Below are 23,874 nucleotides of genomic sequence, written 5' to 3' on the forward strand. Positions count from 1 at the left end.
ATACCCTTTTCCTGTACTAATATATTCATAAAACTTAACCATTCGTATACTCTGATAACTTTTGCATGTAAAAGGAACGAATGAATAAGAAAAAGACGATTTCAACTATGCCAAAAATAATAAGAACGGCTGAAATTTCTTTGAATAGTGATAAATCAATTACATCTTGAAGCATTTTTGTTGCGAACATTGTATGAATGGATGCCATAACATATGGAACGAAAAATAAAATGCTAAGTTGAATGGTTGCAGATCGTTTCATCTCTGCATTTGTTACACCAATTTTTGAAATTGCTACATATTTTTCTTGTTCGTTTGTTAAATCTGTATACATTCTGAAGTAAAGAACGCTGCCTGCTCCAATAAAGAAAATGACACCTAAGAATGTCCCGATTAGGAAGTATGCAGCACTTCCTGATGTGATTCTATATAATGAGTCTGCTGATTCATAGGAGTGTATAAGGGGGCCTTCGTATTGGAATTCCTGTCGATCTTTTTGTATTTTTTTCATAAAATCATTAGCAATTTCATACGTCTTTTCCCAGTTTTGTACGTTATAATTGTACGCTGATACATGCTTTGTTGTACTTGGTAAGTTGTTTACAACAATATCAGGTAAAATTAAAGTTTGATATGAAAAGTTAGATGGAATGGCCCCTGCTTGTTCATAGCCCTTTACTTGTAATATCGTATTTGTGCTAGAAAGTGTAATGGATTTTCTATTGAAGCTTGGATCAAATTGGCTGAATAAGGTGAAATAAGCGCTGCCGCTTAAGACATATGCTTCGTTATCGCTCATGAATAGTTGTTTCATTCGCAGGGAAGCTGCAAGTTTATTATAGTCACTTTGTTTCATTGCATAGATGTCATTGTAAGTCGTTATACCTGCATCTTCTTTCAGTGGTGTTTCATATAAATCAGCTTCTATCTTTTTATAAGAGAAATTTTCTTTTTGTAACTGCTGTTCAAGCCAAGTTAAATGCTTGTTAGCAAAAGGATTTGCGTCATATGAAAAATAAGAAAATGGAAAAGGTGAACTTCTCGTAACATCTAGCTTTGTAAACTTTCCAAATCCATATAGAAATGTAATCATTGTGAAGGCTACTGTAGATAGCATCGCTACAATAAAAAGCATATTAATATTTGTTCGAATACGACTTGCTAAATCAGAAATCCAAAGCATATTAATCCGTTTCATATAAAAACTTCTTCTTTTCTTTAAAATATAAATAAGTAAGAAACTAATTTGAGAAAAGAAAAAATATGTCCCAATTGTAACAAGTGCTGGAATCACAAAAATACTTGAAACCATATATATAACGCCTACTTGCGGGTTTACTGAAAAGAAATATTTAGGATTTACAGCTAAAATATAACCACCTAATAAACAGATAGCACCAAACAGAGAAATTAATATGGATGGTTTTCTTTCTTTTTGTTTTACATTGTTTGTTTTTAAAAGGTGCAATGCTTTTTTTGTTCGAATAAGCATTGGTGTGAATGCAGATACAGCGATAAAGAGACCAAGAAACACAATCGTTGTTAAAATGAAAGCATTCGTAGGTATATATAAATATATCCCTGGTACGTGCGTAATTTTCGCCGTCACTAATAAGAAAAATTGCGAAAAGACAAGCCCAAACTGCATACCAAAAAAGATAGATAAAATACCAATTAACATATTTTCCGTAAAAACGAGACGATGTAATTGCTTTTTCGATATACCTAAAACGGTTAAAATACCAAATTGTTTTTTACGAACTTTTAAAAACGATCCGATTGAATATAGTAAAAAGAAGAAAGAGAACAGTACAATGACAACTTCTGAAAAAATCATTAATCCTGAAATTTCAGAGATCATACTGAAATTTTGTAATTTCGGATGAAATAAATAAACAGCAAACGAAAAGAAAACAGCAATGGAAAAGGAACTGCTTAAAAAATAGGCAAAATAAGCTCTTGAGTTGCGCGTTACATTTTTAAATGCAAATTGCCAAAATGTCATAATATGTACCTCCCGTTAGAAGGCCAATATGCAGTTTTATTGCAAAAAATGTATGAGAGTATATTCTCATACATTTTGCTAGCATATGTTCCAATCATGCTTTGGTCACCTTCTCCGTATTTTCTGCTTGATTGTTTGCAGCGTTGTGGAAGATGATTTTAATCGTCGTTCCTTTACCAACTTCAGAGTCTAGTTTTACAGAATGACCTAAATAATCACAAATTTTACTTACGATATAAAGTCCCATACCAGTAGATTCTCCGAATGTACGACCATTTTTCCCAGTGTAAAATGGTTCAAATACTCTTCGAACATCTTCTTGCGGAATACCAACGCCCTCATCACGAACTTCCAAAATGATATCTTTTCCATTTCGATAAGCTGATAAGAAAACTTTCTTTCCGCGTTCACCAGAATAACGAACAGCATTTGTCATTAACTGATAAATGATGAACTTTAGCCATTTCGCATCAGAAGCAACTTTTAAATCTGAATGAACTTCTAAAACAGGGAAGACCCCGTTTCGAATGAATAGTTCTTTTAATCCGTTAATATTTTTTGTTACAGCATCTTTTAATGAAACGGTCTCAACATGGAAGTCTTCATGGAAGTTGTTTAACCTTGCCATGTATAAAGCCATATCGAGTCCTTGATTTAGTCGCTCTAATTCTTTTTTAAATTGCGGGATTAAATGTTCATCTTCCATTTCAAGCACCATAAGTTGCATAACAGAAACGGGCGTTTTCATTTGATGTACCCAGTGGTTAATAAATAATTGGTGTTCTTGCTGTTTTACTTCAAATGTTTGTAGGTCTTTTTGGAATAGACGATATTGCGTACGAACGAGCTCGTTTACACCGTGGGGCATAGGAGCAGTCGCTCTTTCAATAAACGCATCTTCCATTTTCTCTGGTGGTTCACTTAATCTGTGGTACATTCTACGATTACGAACGTAACGATAAGCGAGGAAACAGATGAATAAATATAAGCTTAAAACGATGAAGTAAAACTTATTATTTTGAAATCCATCTACTGCATCATAGAGAACGAAAATGATTCCGAAGTTTAATACATATAGTAGAAAAAATGCAAAATGATCACGTAAAAATAGCTTCATGCTTATTCACTCCAAGTTGTGTTAAAACGATATCCAAGTCCACGTACTGTTTCAATAGAGTTCTCAATACCAAGCTCATTAAACTTTTTACGAAGACGCGTAATGTTTACGTTTAATGTATTTTCTTCAACGAAGCTCTCATCATCCCAAAGGGCAGCTAATAAATCTTCACGGCTTGCTGTACGAGGGAATTTAGATAATAGCATTTCTGCTAAAATAGCTTCTTTCTTTGTTAAAAGAACTTGCTCAGATCCGAAATGAATTTCTGGACGTTCAGGGAATAGTTTTAAACCTTCTACTTCAACGATACGTTCAGAAATATTTGGTGCATAATCACCATAAATACGGCGTAATTGACCTTTAATTTTTGCCATTACAACGTCATAGTGGAACGGTTTCGTAATGTAATCATCCGCGCCACTTTCAATCGCCATAATTTGTTCCATTTCACCAGCACGAGCTGAAATGAAAATAATTGGACAAGTAGATTCATGACGGATTTGACGGCACCAGTAGAAACCATCGAATTTCGGTAAGTTTACATCAAGTAAAACAAGATGTGGTTTCACGGCGTTAAACGATTCCATAATATCATCGAAGTTCTCTGCAACAACAGCATCATAGCCATATTTTTGAATGTGAGATTGTAGTAATGTTGAAATATTTGGATCGTCTTCAACGATTAAAATTTTATACATATGTATATTCCTCCTAAAAAAACAATTGTAGCTATAGTGTATCATGTGTTTCAAGTCTTTTCATTATGTTGAAATGAGAGCTATATAAATATAAAGATTTTAAAAACAATATAGAACTTGTCTTTTTAGGGGAGAGAGAGGAGCCAGCCATGCATAGAAGCGGTCAGAGCTTTTTTTGCCCCGTACGAAGTAAAAACAAAGAAATCAAATGAATAGGCTTTCCTGTTTGTCATACATATCATAGCTGTGGTGTATTTATATGACGAAAGAGTAAACATATAGGTCAAAAGTGGAAAAAGTAAAAAGGGCCTCATATATAATTGACAATTGACTGAAATCATTTTAACATTTAGATAAATATCTAAATGTCTAATTAGTGAAAGGAAGAAAGACATTGAATCAAGCATTTAAAGCATTAGCAGACCCAACAAGGCGAAAAATTTTAGATTTATTAAAAGAAGGCGATTTAACAGCTGGCGAAATTGCTGAACAGTTCAATATGACAAAGCCAAGTATTTCTCATCACCTAAATGCGCTTAAAAATGCTGAACTTATCCAAGATGAAAAAAGAGGGCAATTTGTTATGTACTCTTTAAACACAACTGTATTTCAAGATTTATTGACCTGGGTGTTTACATTTACGAATAAGGGGGAAGAGGGGAAATGAAAAAACATCTTTTTGCAATTATATTAGTTCTTATAACTTGTATCGCATGGGCGTTTGCTTGGCCACATTTACCGGATACAATCGCGACACATTGGAGTGGTGGTAAGGTAGATGGCTATTCTTCTAAACTTTACGGAATGATTTTTATGGTTGGAATTATGATTGCGTTATATGTATTTCTAAATGTGATACCAAAGATTGATCCAAGGAAAGCAAATTACGAGAAATTTTCTAAAGCTTTTATGATGATGAATAACGGGATACTCCTGCTACTATTTGTAGGAAATATAGATATTATTACAAGTGGACTAGGATATAATTTATTCATTAATCGAGTCCCAGAATTATTAGTTGGTGTTTTATTTTTAGTGATGGGTAATTATTTACCGCAGTGTAAGCCTAACTTTTTCGTTGGGATGCGTAATCCTTGGACGTTAAGTAATGAAGAAGTATGGCGGAAAACACATCGATTTAGTGGGAAAGTATTTGTAGCTTTAGGACTCATTATGATTATAAGTGTTTTCGCTCCAGTTGATTGGAGATCGTATATGATGCTTGGAATTATAGTAGTTGCTGTCATCATAACGAATTTATATTCTTATGTTATTTATAAAAAAGAAATGCAATTGTGAGCTGTGTTAGTCAAATTTTATAGTTATAGTTTCTATGTGTTAAGCGATTTAATACTCAGTGGGGAGAATGAAAAGCTTACTGAGTAATTTTTTTGTTTCGAGTCTGAAAATTCAGTTATAAAGATAGTTTGGGGGAAATCACATGTTAGAAATTATAAATTTTAGCAAGACATATAAAGGTGGAAAAAAAGCAGTAGATCAGTTAAATATTACTGTTCAAGCAGGAGATATCTTTGGATTTATTGGACATAACGGTGCGGGGAAAAGTACAACAATTAAGTCGTTAGTAGGAGTTATAGATTTTGAAGAGGGTGAAATTTTTGTTGATGGACATTCGGTAAAAAAGGATCCGATTGCATGTAAGAGAGTGATGGCGTACATTCCTGATAATCCCGATTTATATGAGCAATTAACAGGGATTCAATATTTAAACTTTGTTGCGGATGTTTTTAAGGTGTCTGCAAAAGATCGGGAAAAGGAGATACAAAAGTATGGAGATGCTTTTGAGATTACACCGTACCTAGGTGATTTAATATCTTCTTATTCACATGGTATGAAACAAAAAGTGGCGATTATATCAGCGGTTTTGCATAAACCGAAATTATTAGTTTTAGATGAACCTTTCGTTGGTCTTGATCCAAAGGCTGCTGTAGTGTTGAAAGGTATTATGAAGGAGCTTTGTGAAAAGGGAAGTGCGATTTTCTTTTCTACGCATGTTTTAGATGTGGCGGAGAAGTTATGTAATAAAATAGCGATGATTAATAGAGGGAAATTAGCACTTTCAGGGGAAGTGAATTCTTTAATAAAGGAAGGATCATTGGAAGAGCTCTTTATGAAGGAGCTTGCTAATGAATACTAATAGTCTAGGTCTTTTGAAAATCCGGTTGATAACGCAGCTTGGTTTAAATACTTTTAAATATGAAAAAGATAAGAAAAAGAAGCAGAATAAAATTTTGCTGACAGCATCTATTGCCTTGGTGGGTGTCATGTTAATGCTATATTGCGGAGCCTCAGCATATGGGTTGGTGAAACTAGGAATAAGTGAAATTATCCCAGTTTATGCACTAGTTATTAGCAGTGTATTGACGTTGTTTTTCACTATATTTAAGGCAAATGGAGAGATTTTTGCTTTTAAGGACTACGATCTTTTAATGTCATTACCGATTCGTGTAAGTACTGTTATTACAAGTAGGTTTTTGTATTTATATTTGCTGAATACGATCTTTTCAATCATAATCATGCTACCAATGGGAGTTGTTTATGGCATACATGAGAATCCATCAGTTTCTTTTTACTTTATGTGGTTCATCAGTATGTTTATAGCATCTTTAATTCCAACAACAATCGCAGCGATCTTTGGAGCTATGATTACGGCAATCGCTTCTAAATTTAAAAATACGAATAAAATAACTACGATTTTAAGTTTTATAGTAATGATTACATTCGGCTTCTTTATGCTAAAAAACGGAAATGCTCAATATAGCCTTAATGATATGAATGGGATTGGTGCAATTGTTTCAGAGCAACTAACTAAAGTGTATCCATTAGCTAACATGTTTCAAAAAGCAATTGTTCATGCTGATCTTGTAGCTTTCACCCTGTTTGTTGGGATATCGGTTATTTGGTATTATCTTTTTGTAAAAATACTTTCGTTAAAATATAAGCAAATAAACACAGGGATTACCACTTATCATATGCTTTCAAATTATGAGATTAATAGTATGAGAAAAGAAAGTGTATTGGTCGCGCTGTATAAAAAAGAACTAAAGCGTTTCTTTTCTTCTACAGTGTATGTGATAAACAGTGGAATGGGAGTCGTGATGGCGTTAGCTTTCGCGCTAGCTATAGTTGTAGTAGGACCAAGTCAATTAATAGAGTACCCTGGAATTGAGACCCTGTTGCAAAAGGTTGCTCCATTTGCTATTGCAGCAGCGATTTCGATGACGTGTACAACATGTGTGTCATTGTCATTAGAAGGAAAAAATGTATGGATTATTAAGTCGTTGCCTATAGCGCCAAAGATGATTTATGACAGTAAAATTCTTATGAATCTTTCATTAAGTATACCTGCATCACTTATTAGTGCTTTATTACTGATAATAGGATTAAAACTAGATGTTTGGAGTTCTCTTTTAGTCGTAATAACACCGATAACATATTCATTCTTTTCGGCAGTATGGGGGATTTTTATTAATAATCGATTTGGTTATTATGATTGGGTATCAGAAACTCAAATAGTAAAACAAAGCATAGGATCGTTTGTCGGTATGTTTGGTGGTTTAATTACGGCTGTTATACCTGCCTTTTTAATCGGTACTGCTACGATCTCGAACTACAGAGTATTTACTTTTGTAGTTATTATAGTGCTTGCGATTATTACTATTTTCTTGTATAAGAACGAATCGAGAAGAAGTATAAAGTGAAACTTTAATCAGTGGGGGTTTTGTTCATCCCCCACTGATTATTAGCCTTCACCAATTGGGCGTTTACGGGCAGTTATCTCCCACCTAACTTCCTTGCATTCGCCGAATTTTGAGGTGGGAGTCTTACTGCCAGTTAATGCGGGATAAAATAAAAAGCTGCTTTTCCTGTAAAGAGGAAGAGCAGCTTTTATTTTGAAAAGGTTTAGAACTTTATATTACTTTTTTAAAACAGGTACCCATATCTCACTTCTGAAATTCGGTGAGGATACATCTTTGCTTTCATTCCACAATATTTCCGGTCCTTCCGCTAGTTCATAGTTCGAAGAAGGGAACCATTCGGAATAAATACGTCCCCACACATTTTGTAATGCATCAGGAAATGGACCGACAGCTTCAAATATAGCCCATGTTGAAGCTGCGACTTCAAGTTGTTTGAATTGCTCCGGACAACCTTTTGTCGTAGCTACTCCAATATAGTGATCGAGTTCTCCTTTTTCCTCCATTCTTCCTTCTGAAAAATTCGTAGAAGCACTAATAATTCCTGTAGGTTCAATATTTGAAAGGGACTTTAATATGTCGATCGATTGGCTGTCTAAACTTTTCCACATAGAAGCAATTTCTTCGTTTACACCGTTAAAAACAATCGGTACTCGTTTTTGTATGCCAATGATTTGAAATGGATCTTTTTCTTCAATTCGATAGTTCATCTCATTTCCTCCTTGAATGGATAGTTGGAAGGTCATTGGTGAATAAGATTTCAAAGAACGAATTGTACTTCGAGCTTCTGAAGGCGTTATTCCGTGCAAGTTTTGAAATGCACGTGTAAATGAATCTGGTGAGTTGTATCCATATTTTATAGCGACATCAATGACTTTTACATTGCTATCTTTTAGTTCAAAAGCAGCAAGAGTAAGACGTCTACAGCGAATATATTCTGATAGTGATATGCCAGCTAAAAAAGAAAACATTCTTTTGAAATGATATTCGGAGCAGAAAGCTATTTTTGCGACTTCTTTAAAATCAATTTCGTGTGTAAGGTTGTCTTCAATATACTGCATTGCCGCATTCATATTTTTAAGTGAATCCATTATATGACCTCCTCTATAAATAGAATATCAGGAACAAAATAGCTCCATCCGACATTTCATGCACAACTTTGTAGGGGGCATTTTTAACCTTACAAAATTGTAATGTTCCTGTAAGGAGAATGAATGGATGGCATGATATCCCAATGTTATAGTAACAAAGTACTTTAGCTCATTAGGTTAAATTTTGATTTCTCCGCTTATGTGCCTTACATAACTGTCATGTTTGTGTAAGAAACATCGATAGTGGCAAGAGTAGAGAGTGTATATAGTTGAAAATAGAGAATAGAAGAAATGAGGGATGTCGAGATGAAAACAGTGTTAGAAGCAAAAAATATTGAAAAAGTGTATGACACAGGTGGGAATAAATTTGCAGCTTTAAAAGGTATTAACTTACAAGTGAAAGAAGGAGAGTTCGTTGGAATTATGGGACCTTCTGGTTCTGGGAAGACGACTCTTTTAAATGTCCTTTCTACAATTGATAATGCGACGAACGGTGAAATTTTAATTGATGGAAAAGATATCGTGAAGATGAATGATGATAAGCTGGCGTTGTTCCGCCGTGATCATTTAGGGTTCATTTTCCAAGATTATAACTTATTAGATACGTTAACGGTGAAAGAGAATATTGCGTTACCTCTTGCGTTATCGAAGGTGAAAGCGAATGAGATTGATCGCCGCGTTCTTGAAATCTCAAAGAAATTCGGTATTGATCATATTTTAAGTCAGTTCCCATATCAAGTATCTGGTGGACAGAAGCAGCGCTGCGCAGCATCGCGTGCGATCGTTACAAGTCCTAGTATGATATTTGGGGACGAGCCGACTGGAGCACTTGATTCTAAATCAGCGACAGATTTATTAGAAAGTATGAAGTCGTTAAATGAATATGATAATTCTACAATTTTAATGGTAACGCATGATGCATTTGCGGCGAGTTATTGTAAACGAGTTATTTTCATTAAAGATGGTGAGTTATATAAAGAATTGCACCGCGGTGAATCAACACGTAAACAGTTCTTCCAAAAAGTCGTTGACGTAATGTCTTCCATTTCTGGAGGTATGGCTGATGACCTTATCTAGCATTGCCCTCCGCAACATACAGCGGAACTTTAAAGACTACTTTGTATATTTTACATCTATGATATTTAGCATCGTCATTTATTTTACATTTAAGGCGTTGCAGTATAATTCGCAAATGGAAAAAGCTGCGGAAGCTTCTAAAAAAATTAGCGGTGCATTTCAAGTTTCAAGTGTCATGCTAATTATCTTCGTAGCGGTGTTCATTATATATTCGAACGGTTTCTTTACACGAAAACGTAAAAAAGAAGTTGGGCTATATTCGTTACTCGGTATTCGTAAAAAACAAATTGGTAAAATGCTCTTTTATGAAAATATGTTAATGGGATTAATGTCTTTAATTATTGGGATTGCGATTGGTAGCGTCCTTTCAAAGCTATTCCTTGAACTACTAGTAAGTATGATGGGGTTAAATTTAAATGTTCATTTTGAAGTACCGATGGCTGCAATTGTTGATACAGCAATTATTTTCTTTGTGATTATTTTATATACATCACTTCAAGGGTATCGTTTAATTTATCGCTTTAAGTTAATTGAACTTTTCCGCGCAGAACGTGAAGGAGAAGCAATGCCAAAAGGATCCGTAATTATGGCGTTAATTTCAGTTTTCTTAATCGGCTCAGGTTATTTCTTAGCGTTAATGTTTATGAAGGCAGTTATGTATGCAAACTTTATGGCAGTCGCACTTTATATATTACTTGCGACAGTATTAGGTACGTATTTACTATTTATGTTCTTTACAGTATTCGTATTGAAACGTGCAAGAAATAATAAATCATCGTTTTATAACGGTATGAATATGATAACGACGTCACAGTTACTATATCGTATTAAAGGAAATGCAAAGTCACTTGCGACAATTTCTATTTTAAGTGCAGTAACATTAACAGCGGTTGGTACGTCAGTTACGATGTATTACAACACATTTACGCAATCAAAAGCAGCCATGCCATACAGTTACTCTTATGAGAGAAAAGATGTAGAACTGGATAAGAAAGTAAATACGATTCTTGCAGAGGAGAAGCAGGATCACCCTGTAAAAGATCAATTTGAAATTGAAACGGTTCCTGTCAAAGGGAAGTTCGAAGGAGATAAAGTTGATTTCATTCTTAATATGAATTACACGATTTCAGAGAAATATCAGTTTATATCTCAATCTGAATTCAACAAACTTGCGAAAAAAATTGATGCGGAAACAGTAAATATAGCTACTGGCGAAGCATTTATATATGATAGTTCTTATATTGAAGGATATGAGTTTAGCCCTGAATATAAAGGAAATAAAGCGGTATTCCAAATTGGAAATGAAACGAAGACATTGACGATCCAAGGTGCAAATAATAATGCAATTACGAACTTAGGTGAATTAGTTGTTGTCGTTTCAGATGAAATGTATGAACAGGCGAAGCAAGCATTTGGAACACGTGTTGTAAAAAATATTGATGTAAAAGATGAAAGAAACAGTAAAGTATTAACAGAAAAATTAACAAAAGTGATGCCAGCTGGTGAATCAGAAATGGCACCACCATTTAGAGACTTCTATACTGGTTTCCATATGGGACTTGAAGCAACTGGACTAATGATGTTCATCGGAATGTTCTTAGGACTTGTATTCTTACTAGCAACAGGTTCTATTATTTACTTCAAACAGCTAACAGAAGCAAGTGCAGATCGTGAGCGTTACGTTGTCCTTCATAAAGTCGGTGTAACGAAACAAGAAATGAAAAAAGCTATTGCAAAACAAGTGAGCTTTATCTTTGCAATTCCACTAGTAATCGGAATTCTACACAGTTTGTTTGCATTAAAAGGTTTAGGGAACATACTACCATTTGAAATTATGATTCCGCTTCTAATTAGTATCGGAGTATACAGCGTTATTTATATCGGATATTACTTCTTAACAGTTCGCTCTTATTATAAGATTGTGAGCGCGAAGTAATAAAGGGGCAGCTATCGCTATAAGCGGTAGCTGTTTTTTGATTTCTTCATAAAATCTTAAGAAATCTCCTCAATTTTTATTAAGAAACGATAGTTATACTTAAACACAAGTTAAAAACTATTGAACGAATGGAGAGAGATTTACATGCAACTCATAACATTCTTACATGAATTTATTAAACACCCGAAACATACTGGTGCGATTACGCCAAGTTCAAAAATATTAGCAAAGAAAATGGTAGATGTAATTGATTTTAATAGAGCGAAGTGCATTGTGGAATTAGGTCCTGGTACAGGAGTCTTTACGAAAGAAATTATGAAGCGAAAGAAGAAGGAGACAATATTTCTTCTTATCGAAATTAATGAAGTGTTTTTCAAAGAGCTAAAGAGAAAATTTAAAGATGAGCAGAATGTCATTGTTGTACATGGTTCAGCTGAAAATATAAAGACGTATATGGAAGAGCTCAATATAGAATGCATTGATTACGTCTTATCAGGATTGCCTTTCACATCTTTACCAGAAGAGGTTTCAAAACGCATTTTAAACAACGCAATGGAAGCGATACATGAGAGTGGTGAATTCATTACATTTCAATATTCACTTGTAAAAAAAGGATTTATACAGCATTTCTTCCCTGAAATTACACTAGAAAAAGTTTGGTTTAATTTCCCGCCAGCCTACGTCTTTAGCTGTAAAAAAGAGCTAAGGGGAGCATATGCATAATGGAGCTACATGAATTAATATCATACATTGAGCAGTATGGTTATTGGGCACTATTTTTTTGTTTATGGCTTGGTATTATCGGTATGCCGATTCCAGATGAAATGATTGTAATGAGTGGTGGATTTGTATCTTCATTAGGCGTATTAAGTGTCATTCCTACGTTTTTATTAACATATTTAGGCGTTGTATCTGGGCTTTCTTTAGGTTACATACTAGGGAAAATATTTGGCATAAGAGTGCTTGGAAAATTGATGAAAAAGAAGAAGGCGAAGTACCTTTTAAAATCACAAGAGATAGTAGGGAAATATGGTCATTATGCATTAGTAATAAGTTATTTTATCCCCGTTGTGAGACATATCGTACCGTATTTAGTAGGAATGAATAACATGTCATTTAAAACGTATGCGATTTATTCATATGTAACAGGATTTGTTTGGACGTTAGTTTACTTTGTACTAGGCTCTATATTTGGAAAGCATATAGAAATGATAGTAACCCTTGTGACCGAGTATGGTATATATTTGGGTGGCATCGTTATCATAGTTTCTAGTATTTCTTATGTGTATATGCATAAGAAGAATGCAGTAGTGAGTGAAATAAAGCAACATTCATAGTTTGGTAAATGATGCTGGAGGAGATTTTGTGAGTAAAGGAACGATACTTATCGTGGACGATGAGAAGGAAATTAGAAAACTTATCGCCATCTATTTGAAGAATGAAGGTTACGAAGTATTACAAGCTGGAGATGGTGAAGAGGGGTTAGAAATAGTAAGGAAAAGAGACGTGCATCTAATTGTACTTGATATTATGATGCCGAAAATAGATGGTATTCATATGTGTATGAAAGTGAGAGAAATAGCGGAAATGCCCATTATTATGCTGTCGGCAAAAACGCAAGATATGGACAAGATTCTAGGGTTAACAACTGGAGCAGACGATTACGTAGCAAAACCATTTAATCCACTTGAACTCATTGCTCGTATTAAATCACAACTTCGGAGATATATGAAAATGAGCGGGGCAAGTGTAAAAGATGAAAATGTATTTGAAGTTGGAGATATAAAGATAAATATAGCAACGCGGCAGGTCATTATTGCAAATGAAGAGGTGAAATTGACACCGAGAGAGTTTGAGATATTAGAATTGCTTGCACGAAATCAAGGAATGGTATTAAATGCAGAACAAATTTATGAAAGAGTATGGAAAGAGCAAGCTTTCCAATCCGATAATACTGTGATGGTACATATTCGGAAAATACGTGAAAAGATAGAGGCAATTCCAAGGAAGCCTCGTTACATTAAAACAGTATGGGGAGTTGGCTACAAGATTGAGAAAGATATTTGAACCGATAATATGGATGAATCAAGTTTTTAAAAAAATGATAGGTAAAACAGTTAGTTATTTGCAAAAGAGTATACGTGTACAGTTGATTGCTACATTTACTTTCTGTACATTACTTGGTGTATTAGTAGGGTGGTCTTCATCCTCCTTTTTCGAGGATACGAATAAAGTTTCTATCATTGATTATGCATCAGGTATGGAAGCCATTGATGGACAGACACAAAGACTTGTTGAAAGTATAACGGAAGAAGGGAAGGAAATTAATATACAAGAACAGCTTGATCAATTGAATCATCAAAATCAATTGAAGGTTTTAATAATAGATGAGAATGGGAAAGTGGTTTATAAAACAAAGGGAGCACCGGAAGAACAGATTAATCTTCATGAGACGATGCGTAATGTAATGGATTTTAAAATGGATCAAGTACGATATGTAGAGGCACACAATTTAATTCAAGATAGAGCTGAACAAAAGCGTAAGGAGTTTACAACCTTTTATCCAGTTACTGTTAATACGAAAAATATGTATATCATTGCAAGTGGTATACCACAAGGAAATGTAAAGTATGTAGTGAATGGTAGTAGTCCATTTCCATCTTTACTAGGTTTTATTACTTTTCTACTTTCTTTCTTTTATATAACGAAAAGGAAGATGAATCAAATTGAAGCAATGGCAGAAGGAGTAAGAGAGTTTTCGAAAGGGAACTTACAATATAAAATCAAACAGGCAGGTCAAGATGAAATAGGTGTATTAACTTCAAAGATTAATCAAATGGCAGAAAAACTTTTGGCTAATATAGAAAAAGAAAAACAAATAGAGAAACAAAAAAGTGAATTGATTACAAATGTATCACATGATTTAAGAACACCACTTACTTCTATTATGGGGTATTTACGCTTACTAGGTGATGCGAAATATGAAAATAAAGAACAGCATGATGAGTATATAAAAATTGCTTTTTCAAAATCAGAGCAGTTGAAGATGTTAATAGAGGATTTGTTTGAGTATACAAAACTAACAGATGAAAATATGGTGTTAGATTCACAAGAAGTGTGTATGAATGAACTACTTGATCAGTTAATAGAAGAGCTAGTACCACAAGCGGAGGAACATAATCTTTCATTCGTGAAAAAATTTCAGGAAGATCGTATATATGCCGTTGTGGACTCGGAAAAAATGGTGCGTGTGTTTGAAAACCTCTTAATAAATGCAATTAAATACAGTATAGATAAAGCAGAAATTCAAGTTTCACTTCAAAGAGAAGAACAGCATATCAAAATTTCTATAGCGAATCATAGTGAAGAATTTACAAAAACAGAATTGGAGAATTTGTTTGAGCGTTTTTATAAAAAAGATCAATCGAGAAGTAGAGCTGTAGAAGGTTCAGGCTTGGGGCTTGCAATTGCAAAAAGCATTGTTGAATTGCACAAAGGAGAAATTCGAGCGGAATATGAAAATGGGGTTATTCAATTTATTATCTTATTGCCAATTTAATTAGAAGGGTATTAGAAATATCGGTTACCTTCTAATTAGGGAAGAATGAGTGATAGTGTTGCTATTGATTTAGAGAGAGGCTTATTCCATCATTCAGGTGGACGTTGACTAATAAAACAGAGAAGTGGAGAATCGAAAGTTATATGAAAAAATTAAGTGCGTTTATCGTATTGATTATAGTTGGAGTTACATTACTTGTAGTGAAAGGTGGACCGATTGTAGATCAACTCAATCCGTTTATTAAAGAAGATATTTATTATGCTGTTGTCGACAGTGATGGGGAATATGAAGCCAAAAGTAATGGTTTTGGTAGATGGAACTATAAATTTAAAGGATATGATGAATCTGGTAAAGAACAAAAAATTATGATGACTTCTTCAAAACATTTACGAATAGGAGCATATGTAAAGATTAAGTCTAAAGGGACTTATGGTATGAAATGGGAAGAAATACAAGGTGACGAAATGCCCGCTAAAGCAAAAGAAAAAGTAACAATAAAGCATGTCTAGTTATAGAAATGATAAGTTGTATTCAATAGATAAAGTAACGATCAAGCTTCAAATGTAATGGCAGTATATGATGATTTCTAAATTTTTTATAAAGAAGATAAAGATTATCTGAACTTTATCTAAACTGCATTTCTTCTGTATACAACTACTAGTATTCTATATTGTGTAGATAAAAAATGGTAAGGAGTAACAGGATGATTATGCAGGTTTCTAAGAGGAGAATATTATTATTTCTTTCAATTATTCTTTTTGTTTTATTGATGATGTATGTATGTACGAATAATAGGCATGTACAAAATATTATTCACAATATAGAAGACATTTATAAAGTATATAAAGAGAATCAATTATTGCAAGAAAAAATCGAGAACCAAGAATCGTTAAAGAGTGAAGTGCAAATGTTAAGTGAGGAGAAAGAAAACCTTACTAAGCTTATCAACAAGACGAGAGAATTAAAGGAACAAGGAAAATATAATTTAATTCAAGCTACAGTAGTAAGGCGTGTAGCAGAAGATTGGTATGGAAAAATCGCTCTTGATAGAGGGGTACAACATGGTGTAAAGGTTGATATGGCTGTTATGACGGTGAGTGGTCTTATTGGAAAGGTAGAGAGTGTAGATCAATTTACATCTATTGTGAAATTAATTACGAAAGATGAACGAACAAATCGTTTAGCAATCACCTTCCAAAATAACTCATCCATTTTAGGATTTGTCACAGGGTATGATAAGGAAAAACAAGCTCTTCGAATTAATAATATTCCATCAGATAAAGCGAAAGAAATAAAAATAGGTGATAGCATTATTACCTCTGAATTGAGCCGGAAAATACCACCTGGTCTTGAAGTAGCAGAGGTAATAGATCAAGAGCCCGATAAATATGGTCTTGCACATATTATTTATGCAAAACCCAAGGCGAATTTATATGATTTAGAAGATGTCATTTTAGTAGAACCTAAAGGGTAGCAAAGAATAGTGTCTATTAAAAGTGAAGAAGAGATGAATATCATTTTTTTTTAGGTAGAGTAAGATTAAGAGGAATAAGAAAAAGTATGGAACAAAGAAAAAGAAGTTTTTGGAAAAGCACGAGAAGAAGTAAAATCAGTTCATAAATCTATAGATAAAATGGAAGATGCAGTTCTTCAGAAACAAGCAAAAATTAAGATTAAAGAGGAGAAATAAAGTCTTTATTTCTTACTCAAAAATAGAATATAGAAACCAAAAGTCCCAAGCTACTAGCTTTGGGGCTTTTTCATATTCTTAAAGAAATGTTAAGAATATCCGCTGCTATTTATTAAGAAATGCTATCTATACTTAGAAATGGGTTAAGAAATGCTCGGAAAATATGTAAGGAAAATAAAAATAGGAAAAAGAAGTGTAGGAGCATATAAATGACAGCATCAGTTGTAGAGGTAAAGAATGTACAAAAGGTATACGGTAGAAAAGGTGAGAGTCAATCACATGCACTAAAGAATGTATCGTTCTCGATTCAAGAGGGTGAATTCGTTGGAATTATGGGACCATCTGGCTCAGGGAAAACAACATTATTGAATGTAATTTCTACATTAGATAAAGCGACAGGTGGAATTGTTGAAATTGCTGGAACAGATATTACGAAAATGAAGCAAGGGGAATTATCTGATTTTCGCTCAGAGAAACTAGGGTTTATCTTTCAAGATTTTAACTTACTTGAAAATTTATCAATCTATGAAAACATTGTATTACCGCTTTCTCTGCAAGGTGTTCATTCGAAAAGAATTGGATTAAAGGTGAAAAAGGTAGCAGAGATGTTAGGAATTTCAGAGATTCTTCAAAAATATCCGTCCGAAGTATCTGGTGGACAAAAACAACGTTCGGCGGCGGCTCGTGCACTTGTACATGAGCCAGCAATAATTTTAGGAGATGAGCCAACAGGAGCGCTTGATTCTAAAAATGCGAAAAGTTTATTAGAGGCGATGACCAACTTAAATGAAGAACAGGATGTTTCAATTATGATGGTTACACACGATCCATTAAGCGCAAGTTATTGCCGACGTATTTTATTCATCCAAGATGGAGAATTGTATAAAGAAATTCATCGCAGAGGTACTCGTGAAGAGTTTTATAAAGAAATTTTAGATGTGCTTGCAGATTTAGGCACACAAAAAGCATAAGAAAGAAGGTTCAACATGTTATTCAAACTTTCCATGTCGGGACTAAAAAGTAAACGAAAAGACTATATGGTCTTATTAGTTGGGCTTATTATGTCTATTTCAATTTTTTATATGTTTCAAACGTTAGCGTTAAATAAAACGTTTATCGAAGGAAATTCCATGGATGGAATTTTTTCAGTCTTCCAAACAGGATCATTTTTATTAGGTTTCATTACATTATTCTATATTTTATACGCCAATTCATTTTTATTATCACTTCGGCAAAAAGAATTTGGTATGTATATGGTATTAGGGGCAAAAAAGCATAAAATTACATTGCTCATGTTTATTGAAACAATTGTATTAGGAATAGTATCTCTTATAGTAGGTGTGATAGTCGGTATAATCTTGGCGCAAGGCGTTGGACATTTACTGATGAAGGAACTAGAATTTACTGGCGGTGGTTATCATGCATTTTATGTACCATCAATTATTGTTACTTTCATCTTTTTCATTGCATTATTTATGTTGTCCGCAATTATGAATGGTATGAAACTAGTGCGTAATTCGCTATTACAACTCGTTCACTCCAATAGTCACACAGAGCGTACGCCTATTAAAGGAAAACTAACGAATATAGTAGCACTTTTATCAATTATTTTATTAGCAGTTGGTTATGCTTCGATGATTTATATGAAAGAGTTAAAGGAATCAGGATTTATCATTGCTACAATTACAGTAACACTAGGAACTTATATGCTATTTGCATCATTCCTTCCCATTATTATTAACAAACTAAAAGCGAATAAAAATCGTAGTGAAAAAGGAATCAATGCGTTTACGTTTGCACAGTTAAGTTTTTCTATTAATAGTTTAACGAAAGTATTAGCGACAGTTGCTATGTTAGTGGCTCTCGGTGCAGGTGCAATCTCCAGTGGTATGGCGTTAAAAAATAATGTCACAAATATGGTGGAGAGTGCAGAATACTATGATGTCGAAATTAAAAATCCCACAGCAGAAGAAAAGAAAATATTAGATAGTATTACATTTAAAGAAAAGAATGAATATCGATACAAAGTAGATGAGCAGTTTATTTATCAATTGAAAGAAGATTTAGAAAGAAATCGTCCGCTAACACGTACTGGAAAAGACGAGAATAGTAGCCGATTCGTTCCTGTTTCGAGGGAGCTAATTGTGGGAGCCGTTTTAAGTCATAGCCAAGAAAAAAATGAGGATAATACCAATGTAATTCCAGAAGAGTGGGGAAATGTTTTAAGGTCTCTTCAAAAGACATATATGAATCCTAGTCAAAAGATACAAATTGTAGATCAAAAGATGTATGACGGGATACAAGGTAAAGAAGAAATTATAATACTGGGGAAAACGGACAATTTTATAACGTATAAAGAAGAATGGAAAAAAATCGATGAATTAGAGCTAGCTAGATATAAAGATATGAAAGAAGTACATCTTTTGAGTAAATATATGCTGTATGAAGGATATTACAGTACTTACAGTGGAACAGTATTTATGGGATTTTTCTTAGGCATAGCTTTCTTAGCGATGCTGGCAAGCTGTTTAATGTTTAAAATTCTTTCTGGTGCTTCAAAAGATATTATTCGCTATCAAATGCTTCGTAAAATTGGTGTGCGTTATGAGCTATTAACGAAATCAATTTATAAAGAGTTACTTTTAGTTTTCTTGTTCCCAGCGATCGTAGGTATAATGCACGTATTAGTCGGAATGAGCATGTTCTCGTTCTTAATAGATAATCCATATTTCCGTATTTGGCTGCCGATTATTATTTTCTTAGTCATTTATGTGTTTTATTATTTCATTACAGTTCAATTGTATAAAAAAATTGTTCTTCCGAAAGAAGTGTAGTATGTAGTGAGTAAGGGGGATGATGAATAGAGATAAATTTAGGGGAATATTATATGGAATTTATAGCGATGAAGAAGTTATAGATTGAAAGAAGCAGCTATTCTACGTAATAGCTGCTTCTTTCATTATTTATAATTAGGAAGCAACTTGTACTGTAGATAAGGAGAAATAAAATCCTCTATCTTTTCAGTATATAAAAGATAAAGAGGGAAAGGTATTATAACTTCTGTAGTAATCGTTCGCTGCTTTTCATGTCGCCTTTACACAACGGACATTGTGGCTTATCTTCTAAAGAAAAGTTTTTACGCATCCATCCAAGGCAGTCGTCTGCTTCGCATTCCCACACAGCAATTGCTTCTGGTTCTTCTACAGGTTTATCATTTTTTCTCCAATACATGTGATCGCTCCTTTAAATTGAAAAGTTTTTTAGAAAAAACAAAAAAGGTTGTTAACGTTTTTGTTAACAACCTTTTATTTATTCATCATACTATATTTTTTTGAAAAATGCGAAGTTTAGTAATTATTAAAGTTATAGTGAAATAGTGATTATACAAGCTTAGGATTATAAATCATCGTTGAACACTTTGGTAATAATTCAATTTGACAAGGGATTTTTTGTTTGATTTTCTTGTGAATACCTTATTTAATACTAATAAATAAGGTGGATATTACACTTTGTTTACAATGTGTTTTTGTATTAATATATTGTAATTTATTTTGATTGATTATGAAATAGAAAATGGAAAAGTGTCAGTAAAGAGTCGGAATAGGTATTTTTCTTTAAAATTTTATTTTTTTTAGTTGAGTTTCTTTCTAGAATTCATTAAATTTTTAATAAAAGTGAGTAGAGCTAATTAATAGGTAGTATAAATCGCAAGATAGAAATAACTGGAGGATAATATAGAGCAATATATTAGAAACATTTGCTACATATTTCTTAAGGATTTCAAAGAAGATTAGTAGAATGAGCTAAGTAATTCAGCTACACTTTTTTATCATCCAAAAATATTGTAGTGATTTTAATTGAAAAGGGAGCATGTTAATGGAGACACAAATCGTTATTGGAGTACCTGGTTTATGGAAAGATAGAACAGAATTAATACAAGAAGTTGCGAGTAAGAGTAACTATATGTTAGCAGGGAATATTATGCACCATAAGGAGAAGGAGATTGTTTTTGAAATTGATGTATATGAACAAGACACATCTTTAGGAGAAGCTTTCTTCTATGCAAGCGGTGAGCGTTTTGATGAAGAATTGCTTCGGGAATTGGAGAAGCATACTTATACAGTGTATGTTATTGCGAAAGTTGACGATACAGAGAGGTTACAAGAAGTGATTGATGTAGGAATGGAACTCTTAAATATTGGTGGACTTGCTTTAAAAGTTGAAACAGCAGGTGTAGCTTATTCGAAAGAAGAATGGAAAGAGCTTGCAGAGGATAAGGAAATATTCCCTATGTACTCACACCTTGTAACTTTAGTAGGAGATGAAGAGGGCGGTTATTATTCGTGTGGAATGCAAGCATTTAATCTACCAGATGTTGTTTTAGACGGAGGAATAGATCCGGAAGTAGCTGTAGATTTATTAAATGATTTTAACCTACATAATATATTCGAAAAACCTAATTTGAAAGATGGAGATACAATTAGTTTCACAGAAGATTCCCCAATGTATCGTCTAGCTCATTATATAGATGAACGCTATGAACAAGAGGATCCATTTTATAATCCGTGCGGGGTATGGAAGTTAGAGAGTGCTTCGGCAAAGAAATCTATATTTCAGAAGTTTGGGAGTGTGCTAAAAGGATGGAAAAATACATAAAAGAGCAAATGAGTATATGCGACAAATATAGAGCAGAGTATGTAGAATCCCCGAATGACTTGAAATTAGGAATAGCGCAAAATGTGAAAAGTGGTATCGTTCCGATTAATGGGTTACGAATGCCTGTAGAAAACGGAACGACAGGTTGGTACATTTGGGCTGGTGAAGAAATGGGGACAGAAGAAGATTTCTTTCTTCCTTTACACGTTCAACATATTGATGAATGGGTACCTGAAATAAAGAAGTATTTAGGATTACCACCTGGTTGGAGATTTTTAATTGCTAGAGATTACGAGGATGTGTGGTATGATCCGAATTTACTTAATGAAGATTTAGAAGAGGGTTCAGATGCATGGGAAGAAAACATGCTACAAGAGTATGGGTGGCACATGCATATCGTGTTAGCAGAGGATATTGATGGTATTCATGCTAATTATCATACGCATGGTCTAAGAGAAAACTTTAGTCATCAAGATTTACAAATAACATTAAATATGGATCCTGAAGTAGCACATGGTGTTTTTTGTTCCATAATAGAAGAAATAAAGAGTGGAAAAAAGTTTGAACAAGGAATAGAGTACACAAATATTATTGAAGGCTATCCAGTTAGTATGAAGTCTTTCATAGAGCTAGATCGGGAGGTTTTAAGAGTTTTGTTACCTGATGAAAGAGGCATTCTTCCTACTGCAATAGAGTGTGATGAATGTTATAAGACTCAATTAGATGATATTGAAGATTAAGTATTTTAATACACACTGGAAAATGTAGATAAATTTTGTGTATGACATGGATAGGAGAGCGAGATGAAAAGAAGAAGAAAGTCTGGAGAAAAGATACAAATGAACCGCTTTACACTCCCTTTATGTTACGGAAGTGAAGCACCATATTATTATTACGAGGTAGAGCCTCATGAAAGAGAGGGACGCTTCCATTTAACATCAGATCTTTGCGTAATGGACGATGAACATTACTTTATTAGGGGATGTTTAGAGCTTCCTATAATTGATTACCATGAAAGTTTTATCTGGACTGTGTGGGTATCACTTAGTAAAGAAAGTTATGATAAAGTACTAGAAAAGTGGGATGAAAGAGGACGAGAAAATAGTGATCCTTATTTTGGCTGGTTATCTGTAGAAATACCAGTTTATTCAGAAACACTAAATTTAAAGACAAATATACATATAAGAGAAGTTGGAATGGCTCCGTTCATCGAATTAGAACCGACTGATCATCCTCTTGCGCTGGAACAAAGAAATGGAATTACTTTAGAGAGAGTTAAAGAAATACAAGAAATTATACAACGATATAATTAGATTAGAATAGAAAAAACGAGTGATATCACTCGTTTTTTCTATTACACAACATTAGGATTATAAATCATCGTAAAGTGCCCTTGTAATAGTTCAATATGGCATGGTGTATGAAGCGAACTTTCTCCATCTGTATCTACTTCTTTTTCTTCTTCTGTTTCAATATGAATGGATTTTGCTTTTACGTGGAAGATGTCATTTTCATTTGAGTCTTCAAATAATTTCTTTCCGATATAATCTTTAAACGCCTGAATGCCTGTTGATTTTACGACGAAAATATCAAGTGTTCCGTCGTCACATTTTACGTTTGGGATAAAGGACGGGATACCGCCAAGATATTCGCCGTTTCCAACCATAACAAGTACAGCTTCGTCTTCATATACTTGTCCGTCGTAAGTGATTTTTACTGGGAATGGTTCAGCGTTTTTTACAGTTCGAATGGTGCTTAAATAGTAACCGATTTTACCAAGCTTTGCTTTCTCTTCTGCATCAATATTGTTTGATACTTCAGAGACGAGTCCAATACCCCAGAAGTTTAAGAAGTGTTGTCCATTTGCTTTTGCGACATCGATTGGTTTTACATGTCCTTTTGTAATGAGTTTTGCTGCTTCTGCAATATTTTGCGGAACACCAAGTGTGCGAGAGAAGTCGTTGCAAGTTCCGCCTGGAATGATTGCAAGTGTAGGTCTAATTTCAAGAGGGGCTAAGCCATTTGTGCATTCAAATACAGTTCCGTCACCACCAAAGACGATAATTAAATCTACTTTACTAGCAAACTCCTGACAATATTTTGTTGCATCACCTTGTTGTTTCGTATGAAGGATGCGTAAATCAGGAAAAGCCGTAGCAAGAGGTGGTACGATTTTCGTTAAGTTTGCATGTAAATCACCTTGTCCTGCTTTCGGATTTACGATGAGGAGTACTTTTTCAAATTTTGTCTTTGTCATTTTTATTCTCTCCCTTTGTCTTTTACGAATCGTGATAGAAAATAAACTTCCATCAGTAATTGATGGAAG

At 33.8% G+C, this 23,874-nt stretch carries 23 protein-coding genes; 17 read left to right on the forward strand and 6 right to left on the reverse strand.

What is annotated here, in order from left to right:
* Positions 1-34: 34 nt before the first annotated feature.
* The 3 genes from ACE38F_RS04695 to ACE38F_RS04705 form a co-directional block, all read right to left on the reverse strand.
* The gene (locus tag ACE38F_RS04695) at positions 35-2,005 is read right to left on the reverse strand and encodes an FtsX-like permease family protein (protein WP_375370105.1); all 1,971 of its coding nucleotides are present in this window, start codon (positions 2,003-2,005) and stop codon (positions 35-37) included.
* Between the two features lie 94 nt (positions 2,006-2,099).
* Complete coding sequence (locus ACE38F_RS04700) at positions 2,100-3,122, reverse strand: sensor histidine kinase (RefSeq protein ID WP_002034498.1); 1,023 nt, start codon at positions 3,120-3,122, stop codon at positions 2,100-2,102.
* Positions 3,123-3,124: 2 nt separating this feature from the next.
* Entirely contained in the window at positions 3,125-3,820 is a 696-nt protein-coding gene (locus ACE38F_RS04705; RefSeq protein ID WP_375370104.1) for a response regulator transcription factor, read from the reverse strand.
* Positions 3,821-4,214: 394 nt separating this feature from the next.
* Here ACE38F_RS04705 and ACE38F_RS04710 point away from each other — a divergent pair, with 394 nt between their 5' ends.
* From ACE38F_RS04710 to ACE38F_RS04725, 4 genes are all read left to right on the forward strand, one after another.
* Positions 4,215-4,487: an autorepressor SdpR family transcription factor gene (locus tag ACE38F_RS04710; RefSeq protein ID WP_002089211.1), complete on the forward strand. Its 273-nt coding sequence runs from the start codon at positions 4,215-4,217 to the stop codon at positions 4,485-4,487.
* Positions 4,484-5,119: an SdpI family protein gene (locus tag ACE38F_RS04715; RefSeq protein ID WP_375370103.1), complete on the forward strand. Its 636-nt coding sequence runs from the start codon at positions 4,484-4,486 to the stop codon at positions 5,117-5,119. The genes ACE38F_RS04710 and ACE38F_RS04715 overlap by 4 nt, the downstream gene beginning before the upstream one ends.
* Before the next feature lie 142 nt (positions 5,120-5,261).
* Positions 5,262-5,978, forward strand: a complete 717-nt coding sequence (locus tag ACE38F_RS04720) for an ABC transporter ATP-binding protein (protein ID WP_088293106.1) — start codon at positions 5,262-5,264, stop codon at positions 5,976-5,978.
* Positions 5,968-7,542, forward strand: a complete 1,575-nt coding sequence (locus ACE38F_RS04725) for a putative ABC transporter permease subunit (protein ID WP_375370102.1) — start codon at positions 5,968-5,970, stop codon at positions 7,540-7,542. The genes ACE38F_RS04720 and ACE38F_RS04725 overlap by 11 nt, the downstream gene beginning before the upstream one ends.
* Positions 7,543-7,757: 215 nt before the next feature.
* Here ACE38F_RS04725 and ACE38F_RS04730 read toward each other — a convergent pair whose 3' ends face one another.
* Entirely contained in the window at positions 7,758-8,630 is an 873-nt protein-coding gene (locus tag ACE38F_RS04730; RefSeq protein WP_375370101.1) for an AraC family transcriptional regulator, read from the reverse strand.
* A gap of 306 nt (positions 8,631-8,936) precedes the next feature.
* Between ACE38F_RS04730 and ACE38F_RS04735 the strand changes: the two genes are divergently transcribed.
* The 10 genes from ACE38F_RS04735 (at position 8,937) to ACE38F_RS04780 (ending at position 19,726) form a co-directional block, all read left to right on the forward strand.
* The gene (locus ACE38F_RS04735) at positions 8,937-9,707 is read left to right on the forward strand and encodes an ABC transporter ATP-binding protein (protein ID WP_078184703.1); all 771 of its coding nucleotides are present in this window, start codon (positions 8,937-8,939) and stop codon (positions 9,705-9,707) included.
* Complete coding sequence (locus ACE38F_RS04740; RefSeq protein WP_375370100.1) at positions 9,694-11,643, forward strand: ABC transporter permease; 1,950 nt, start codon at positions 9,694-9,696, stop codon at positions 11,641-11,643. Before ACE38F_RS04735 ends, ACE38F_RS04740 begins: the two co-directional genes overlap by 14 nt.
* 144 nt (positions 11,644-11,787) lie before the next feature.
* Positions 11,788-12,366 (forward strand): class I SAM-dependent methyltransferase, encoded by a 579-nt coding sequence (locus ACE38F_RS04745; RefSeq protein WP_215579940.1) that lies wholly within the window; start codon positions 11,788-11,790, stop codon positions 12,364-12,366.
* Positions 12,366-12,980, forward strand: a complete 615-nt coding sequence (locus tag ACE38F_RS04750; RefSeq protein WP_375370099.1) for a DedA family protein — start codon at positions 12,366-12,368, stop codon at positions 12,978-12,980. The genes ACE38F_RS04745 and ACE38F_RS04750 overlap by 1 nt, the downstream gene beginning before the upstream one ends.
* Positions 12,981-13,008: 28 nt before the next feature.
* Complete coding sequence (locus tag ACE38F_RS04755) at positions 13,009-13,710, forward strand: response regulator transcription factor (protein ID WP_215557613.1); 702 nt, start codon at positions 13,009-13,011, stop codon at positions 13,708-13,710.
* Entirely contained in the window at positions 13,694-15,202 is a 1,509-nt protein-coding gene (locus ACE38F_RS04760; protein ID WP_215598000.1) for a sensor histidine kinase, read from the forward strand. Before ACE38F_RS04755 ends, ACE38F_RS04760 begins: the two co-directional genes overlap by 17 nt.
* Before the next feature lie 143 nt (positions 15,203-15,345).
* Positions 15,346-15,711: a YxeA family protein gene (locus ACE38F_RS04765; protein ID WP_215569360.1), complete on the forward strand. Its 366-nt coding sequence runs from the start codon at positions 15,346-15,348 to the stop codon at positions 15,709-15,711.
* Between the two features lie 194 nt (positions 15,712-15,905).
* The gene (mreC, locus tag ACE38F_RS04770; RefSeq protein ID WP_375370098.1) at positions 15,906-16,676 is read left to right on the forward strand and encodes a rod shape-determining protein MreC; all 771 of its coding nucleotides are present in this window, start codon (positions 15,906-15,908) and stop codon (positions 16,674-16,676) included.
* A gap of 425 nt (positions 16,677-17,101) precedes the next feature.
* Positions 17,102-17,863, forward strand: a complete 762-nt coding sequence (locus ACE38F_RS04775; RefSeq protein WP_375370097.1) for an ABC transporter ATP-binding protein — start codon at positions 17,102-17,104, stop codon at positions 17,861-17,863.
* 15 nt (positions 17,864-17,878) lie between these two features.
* Entirely contained in the window at positions 17,879-19,726 is a 1,848-nt protein-coding gene (locus ACE38F_RS04780) for an FtsX-like permease family protein (RefSeq protein WP_375370096.1), read from the forward strand.
* Positions 19,727-19,943: 217 nt separating this feature from the next.
* Here ACE38F_RS04780 and ACE38F_RS04785 read toward each other — a convergent pair whose 3' ends face one another.
* Positions 19,944-20,123, reverse strand: a complete 180-nt coding sequence (locus ACE38F_RS04785; protein WP_002067775.1) for a cold-inducible protein YdjO-related protein — start codon at positions 20,121-20,123, stop codon at positions 19,944-19,946.
* A gap of 645 nt (positions 20,124-20,768) precedes the next feature.
* Between ACE38F_RS04785 and ACE38F_RS04790 the strand changes: the two genes are divergently transcribed.
* From ACE38F_RS04790 to ACE38F_RS04800, 3 genes are all read left to right on the forward strand, one after another.
* The gene (locus tag ACE38F_RS04790) at positions 20,769-21,548 is read left to right on the forward strand and encodes a DUF4261 domain-containing protein (protein ID WP_375370095.1); all 780 of its coding nucleotides are present in this window, start codon (positions 20,769-20,771) and stop codon (positions 21,546-21,548) included.
* Entirely contained in the window at positions 21,533-22,288 is a 756-nt protein-coding gene (locus ACE38F_RS04795; protein ID WP_375370094.1) for a DUF4262 domain-containing protein, read from the forward strand. The genes ACE38F_RS04790 and ACE38F_RS04795 overlap by 16 nt, the downstream gene beginning before the upstream one ends.
* A gap of 63 nt (positions 22,289-22,351) precedes the next feature.
* The gene (locus ACE38F_RS04800) at positions 22,352-22,861 is read left to right on the forward strand and encodes a DUF2199 domain-containing protein (RefSeq protein ID WP_375370093.1); all 510 of its coding nucleotides are present in this window, start codon (positions 22,352-22,354) and stop codon (positions 22,859-22,861) included.
* Between the two features lie 41 nt (positions 22,862-22,902).
* Here the strand turns inward: ACE38F_RS04800 and ACE38F_RS04805 are convergent, their stop codons facing one another.
* Complete coding sequence (locus tag ACE38F_RS04805; RefSeq protein ID WP_375370092.1) at positions 22,903-23,805, reverse strand: diacylglycerol/lipid kinase family protein; 903 nt, start codon at positions 23,803-23,805, stop codon at positions 22,903-22,905.
* Positions 23,806-23,874: the final 69 nt, after the last annotated feature.

This window comes from Bacillus altaicus (assembly GCF_042136375.2).
Lineage (GTDB): Bacteria > Bacillota > Bacilli > Bacillales > Bacillaceae_G > Bacillus_A > Bacillus_A cereus_U.

Coding starts and splice junctions, on each gene's coding strand:
- ACE38F_RS04780 (WP_375370096.1), top strand. CDS start 17,879: ATGTTATTCAAACTTTCCATGTCGGGACTAAAAAGTAAACGAAAAGAC.
- ACE38F_RS04750 (WP_375370099.1), top strand. CDS start 12,366: ATGGAGCTACATGAATTAATATCATACATTGAGCAGTATGGTTATTGG.
- ACE38F_RS04805 (WP_375370092.1), bottom strand. CDS start 23,805: ATGACAAAGACAAAATTTGAAAAAGTACTCCTCATCGTAAATCCGAAA.
- ACE38F_RS04715 (WP_375370103.1), top strand. CDS start 4,484: ATGAAAAAACATCTTTTTGCAATTATATTAGTTCTTATAACTTGTATC.
- ACE38F_RS04745 (WP_215579940.1), top strand. CDS start 11,788: ATGCAACTCATAACATTCTTACATGAATTTATTAAACACCCGAAACAT.
- ACE38F_RS04705 (WP_375370104.1), bottom strand. CDS start 3,820: ATGTATAAAATTTTAATCGTTGAAGACGATCCAAATATTTCAACATTA.
- ACE38F_RS04795 (WP_375370094.1), top strand. CDS start 21,533: ATGGAAAAATACATAAAAGAGCAAATGAGTATATGCGACAAATATAGA.
- ACE38F_RS04740 (WP_375370100.1), top strand. CDS start 9,694: ATGACCTTATCTAGCATTGCCCTCCGCAACATACAGCGGAACTTTAAA.
- ACE38F_RS04700 (WP_002034498.1), bottom strand. CDS start 3,122: ATGAAGCTATTTTTACGTGATCATTTTGCATTTTTTCTACTATATGTA.
- ACE38F_RS04725 (WP_375370102.1), top strand. CDS start 5,968: ATGAATACTAATAGTCTAGGTCTTTTGAAAATCCGGTTGATAACGCAG.
- ACE38F_RS04785 (WP_002067775.1), bottom strand. CDS start 20,123: ATGTATTGGAGAAAAAATGATAAACCTGTAGAAGAACCAGAAGCAATT.
- ACE38F_RS04695 (WP_375370105.1), bottom strand. CDS start 2,005: ATGACATTTTGGCAATTTGCATTTAAAAATGTAACGCGCAACTCAAGA.
- ACE38F_RS04720 (WP_088293106.1), top strand. CDS start 5,262: ATGTTAGAAATTATAAATTTTAGCAAGACATATAAAGGTGGAAAAAAA.
- ACE38F_RS04790 (WP_375370095.1), top strand. CDS start 20,769: ATGGAGACACAAATCGTTATTGGAGTACCTGGTTTATGGAAAGATAGA.
- ACE38F_RS04735 (WP_078184703.1), top strand. CDS start 8,937: ATGAAAACAGTGTTAGAAGCAAAAAATATTGAAAAAGTGTATGACACA.
- ACE38F_RS04730 (WP_375370101.1), bottom strand. CDS start 8,630: ATGGATTCACTTAAAAATATGAATGCGGCAATGCAGTATATTGAAGAC.
- ACE38F_RS04775 (WP_375370097.1), top strand. CDS start 17,102: ATGACAGCATCAGTTGTAGAGGTAAAGAATGTACAAAAGGTATACGGT.
- ACE38F_RS04800 (WP_375370093.1), top strand. CDS start 22,352: ATGAAAAGAAGAAGAAAGTCTGGAGAAAAGATACAAATGAACCGCTTT.
- ACE38F_RS04765 (WP_215569360.1), top strand. CDS start 15,346: ATGAAAAAATTAAGTGCGTTTATCGTATTGATTATAGTTGGAGTTACA.
- mreC (WP_375370098.1), top strand. CDS start 15,906: ATGATTATGCAGGTTTCTAAGAGGAGAATATTATTATTTCTTTCAATT.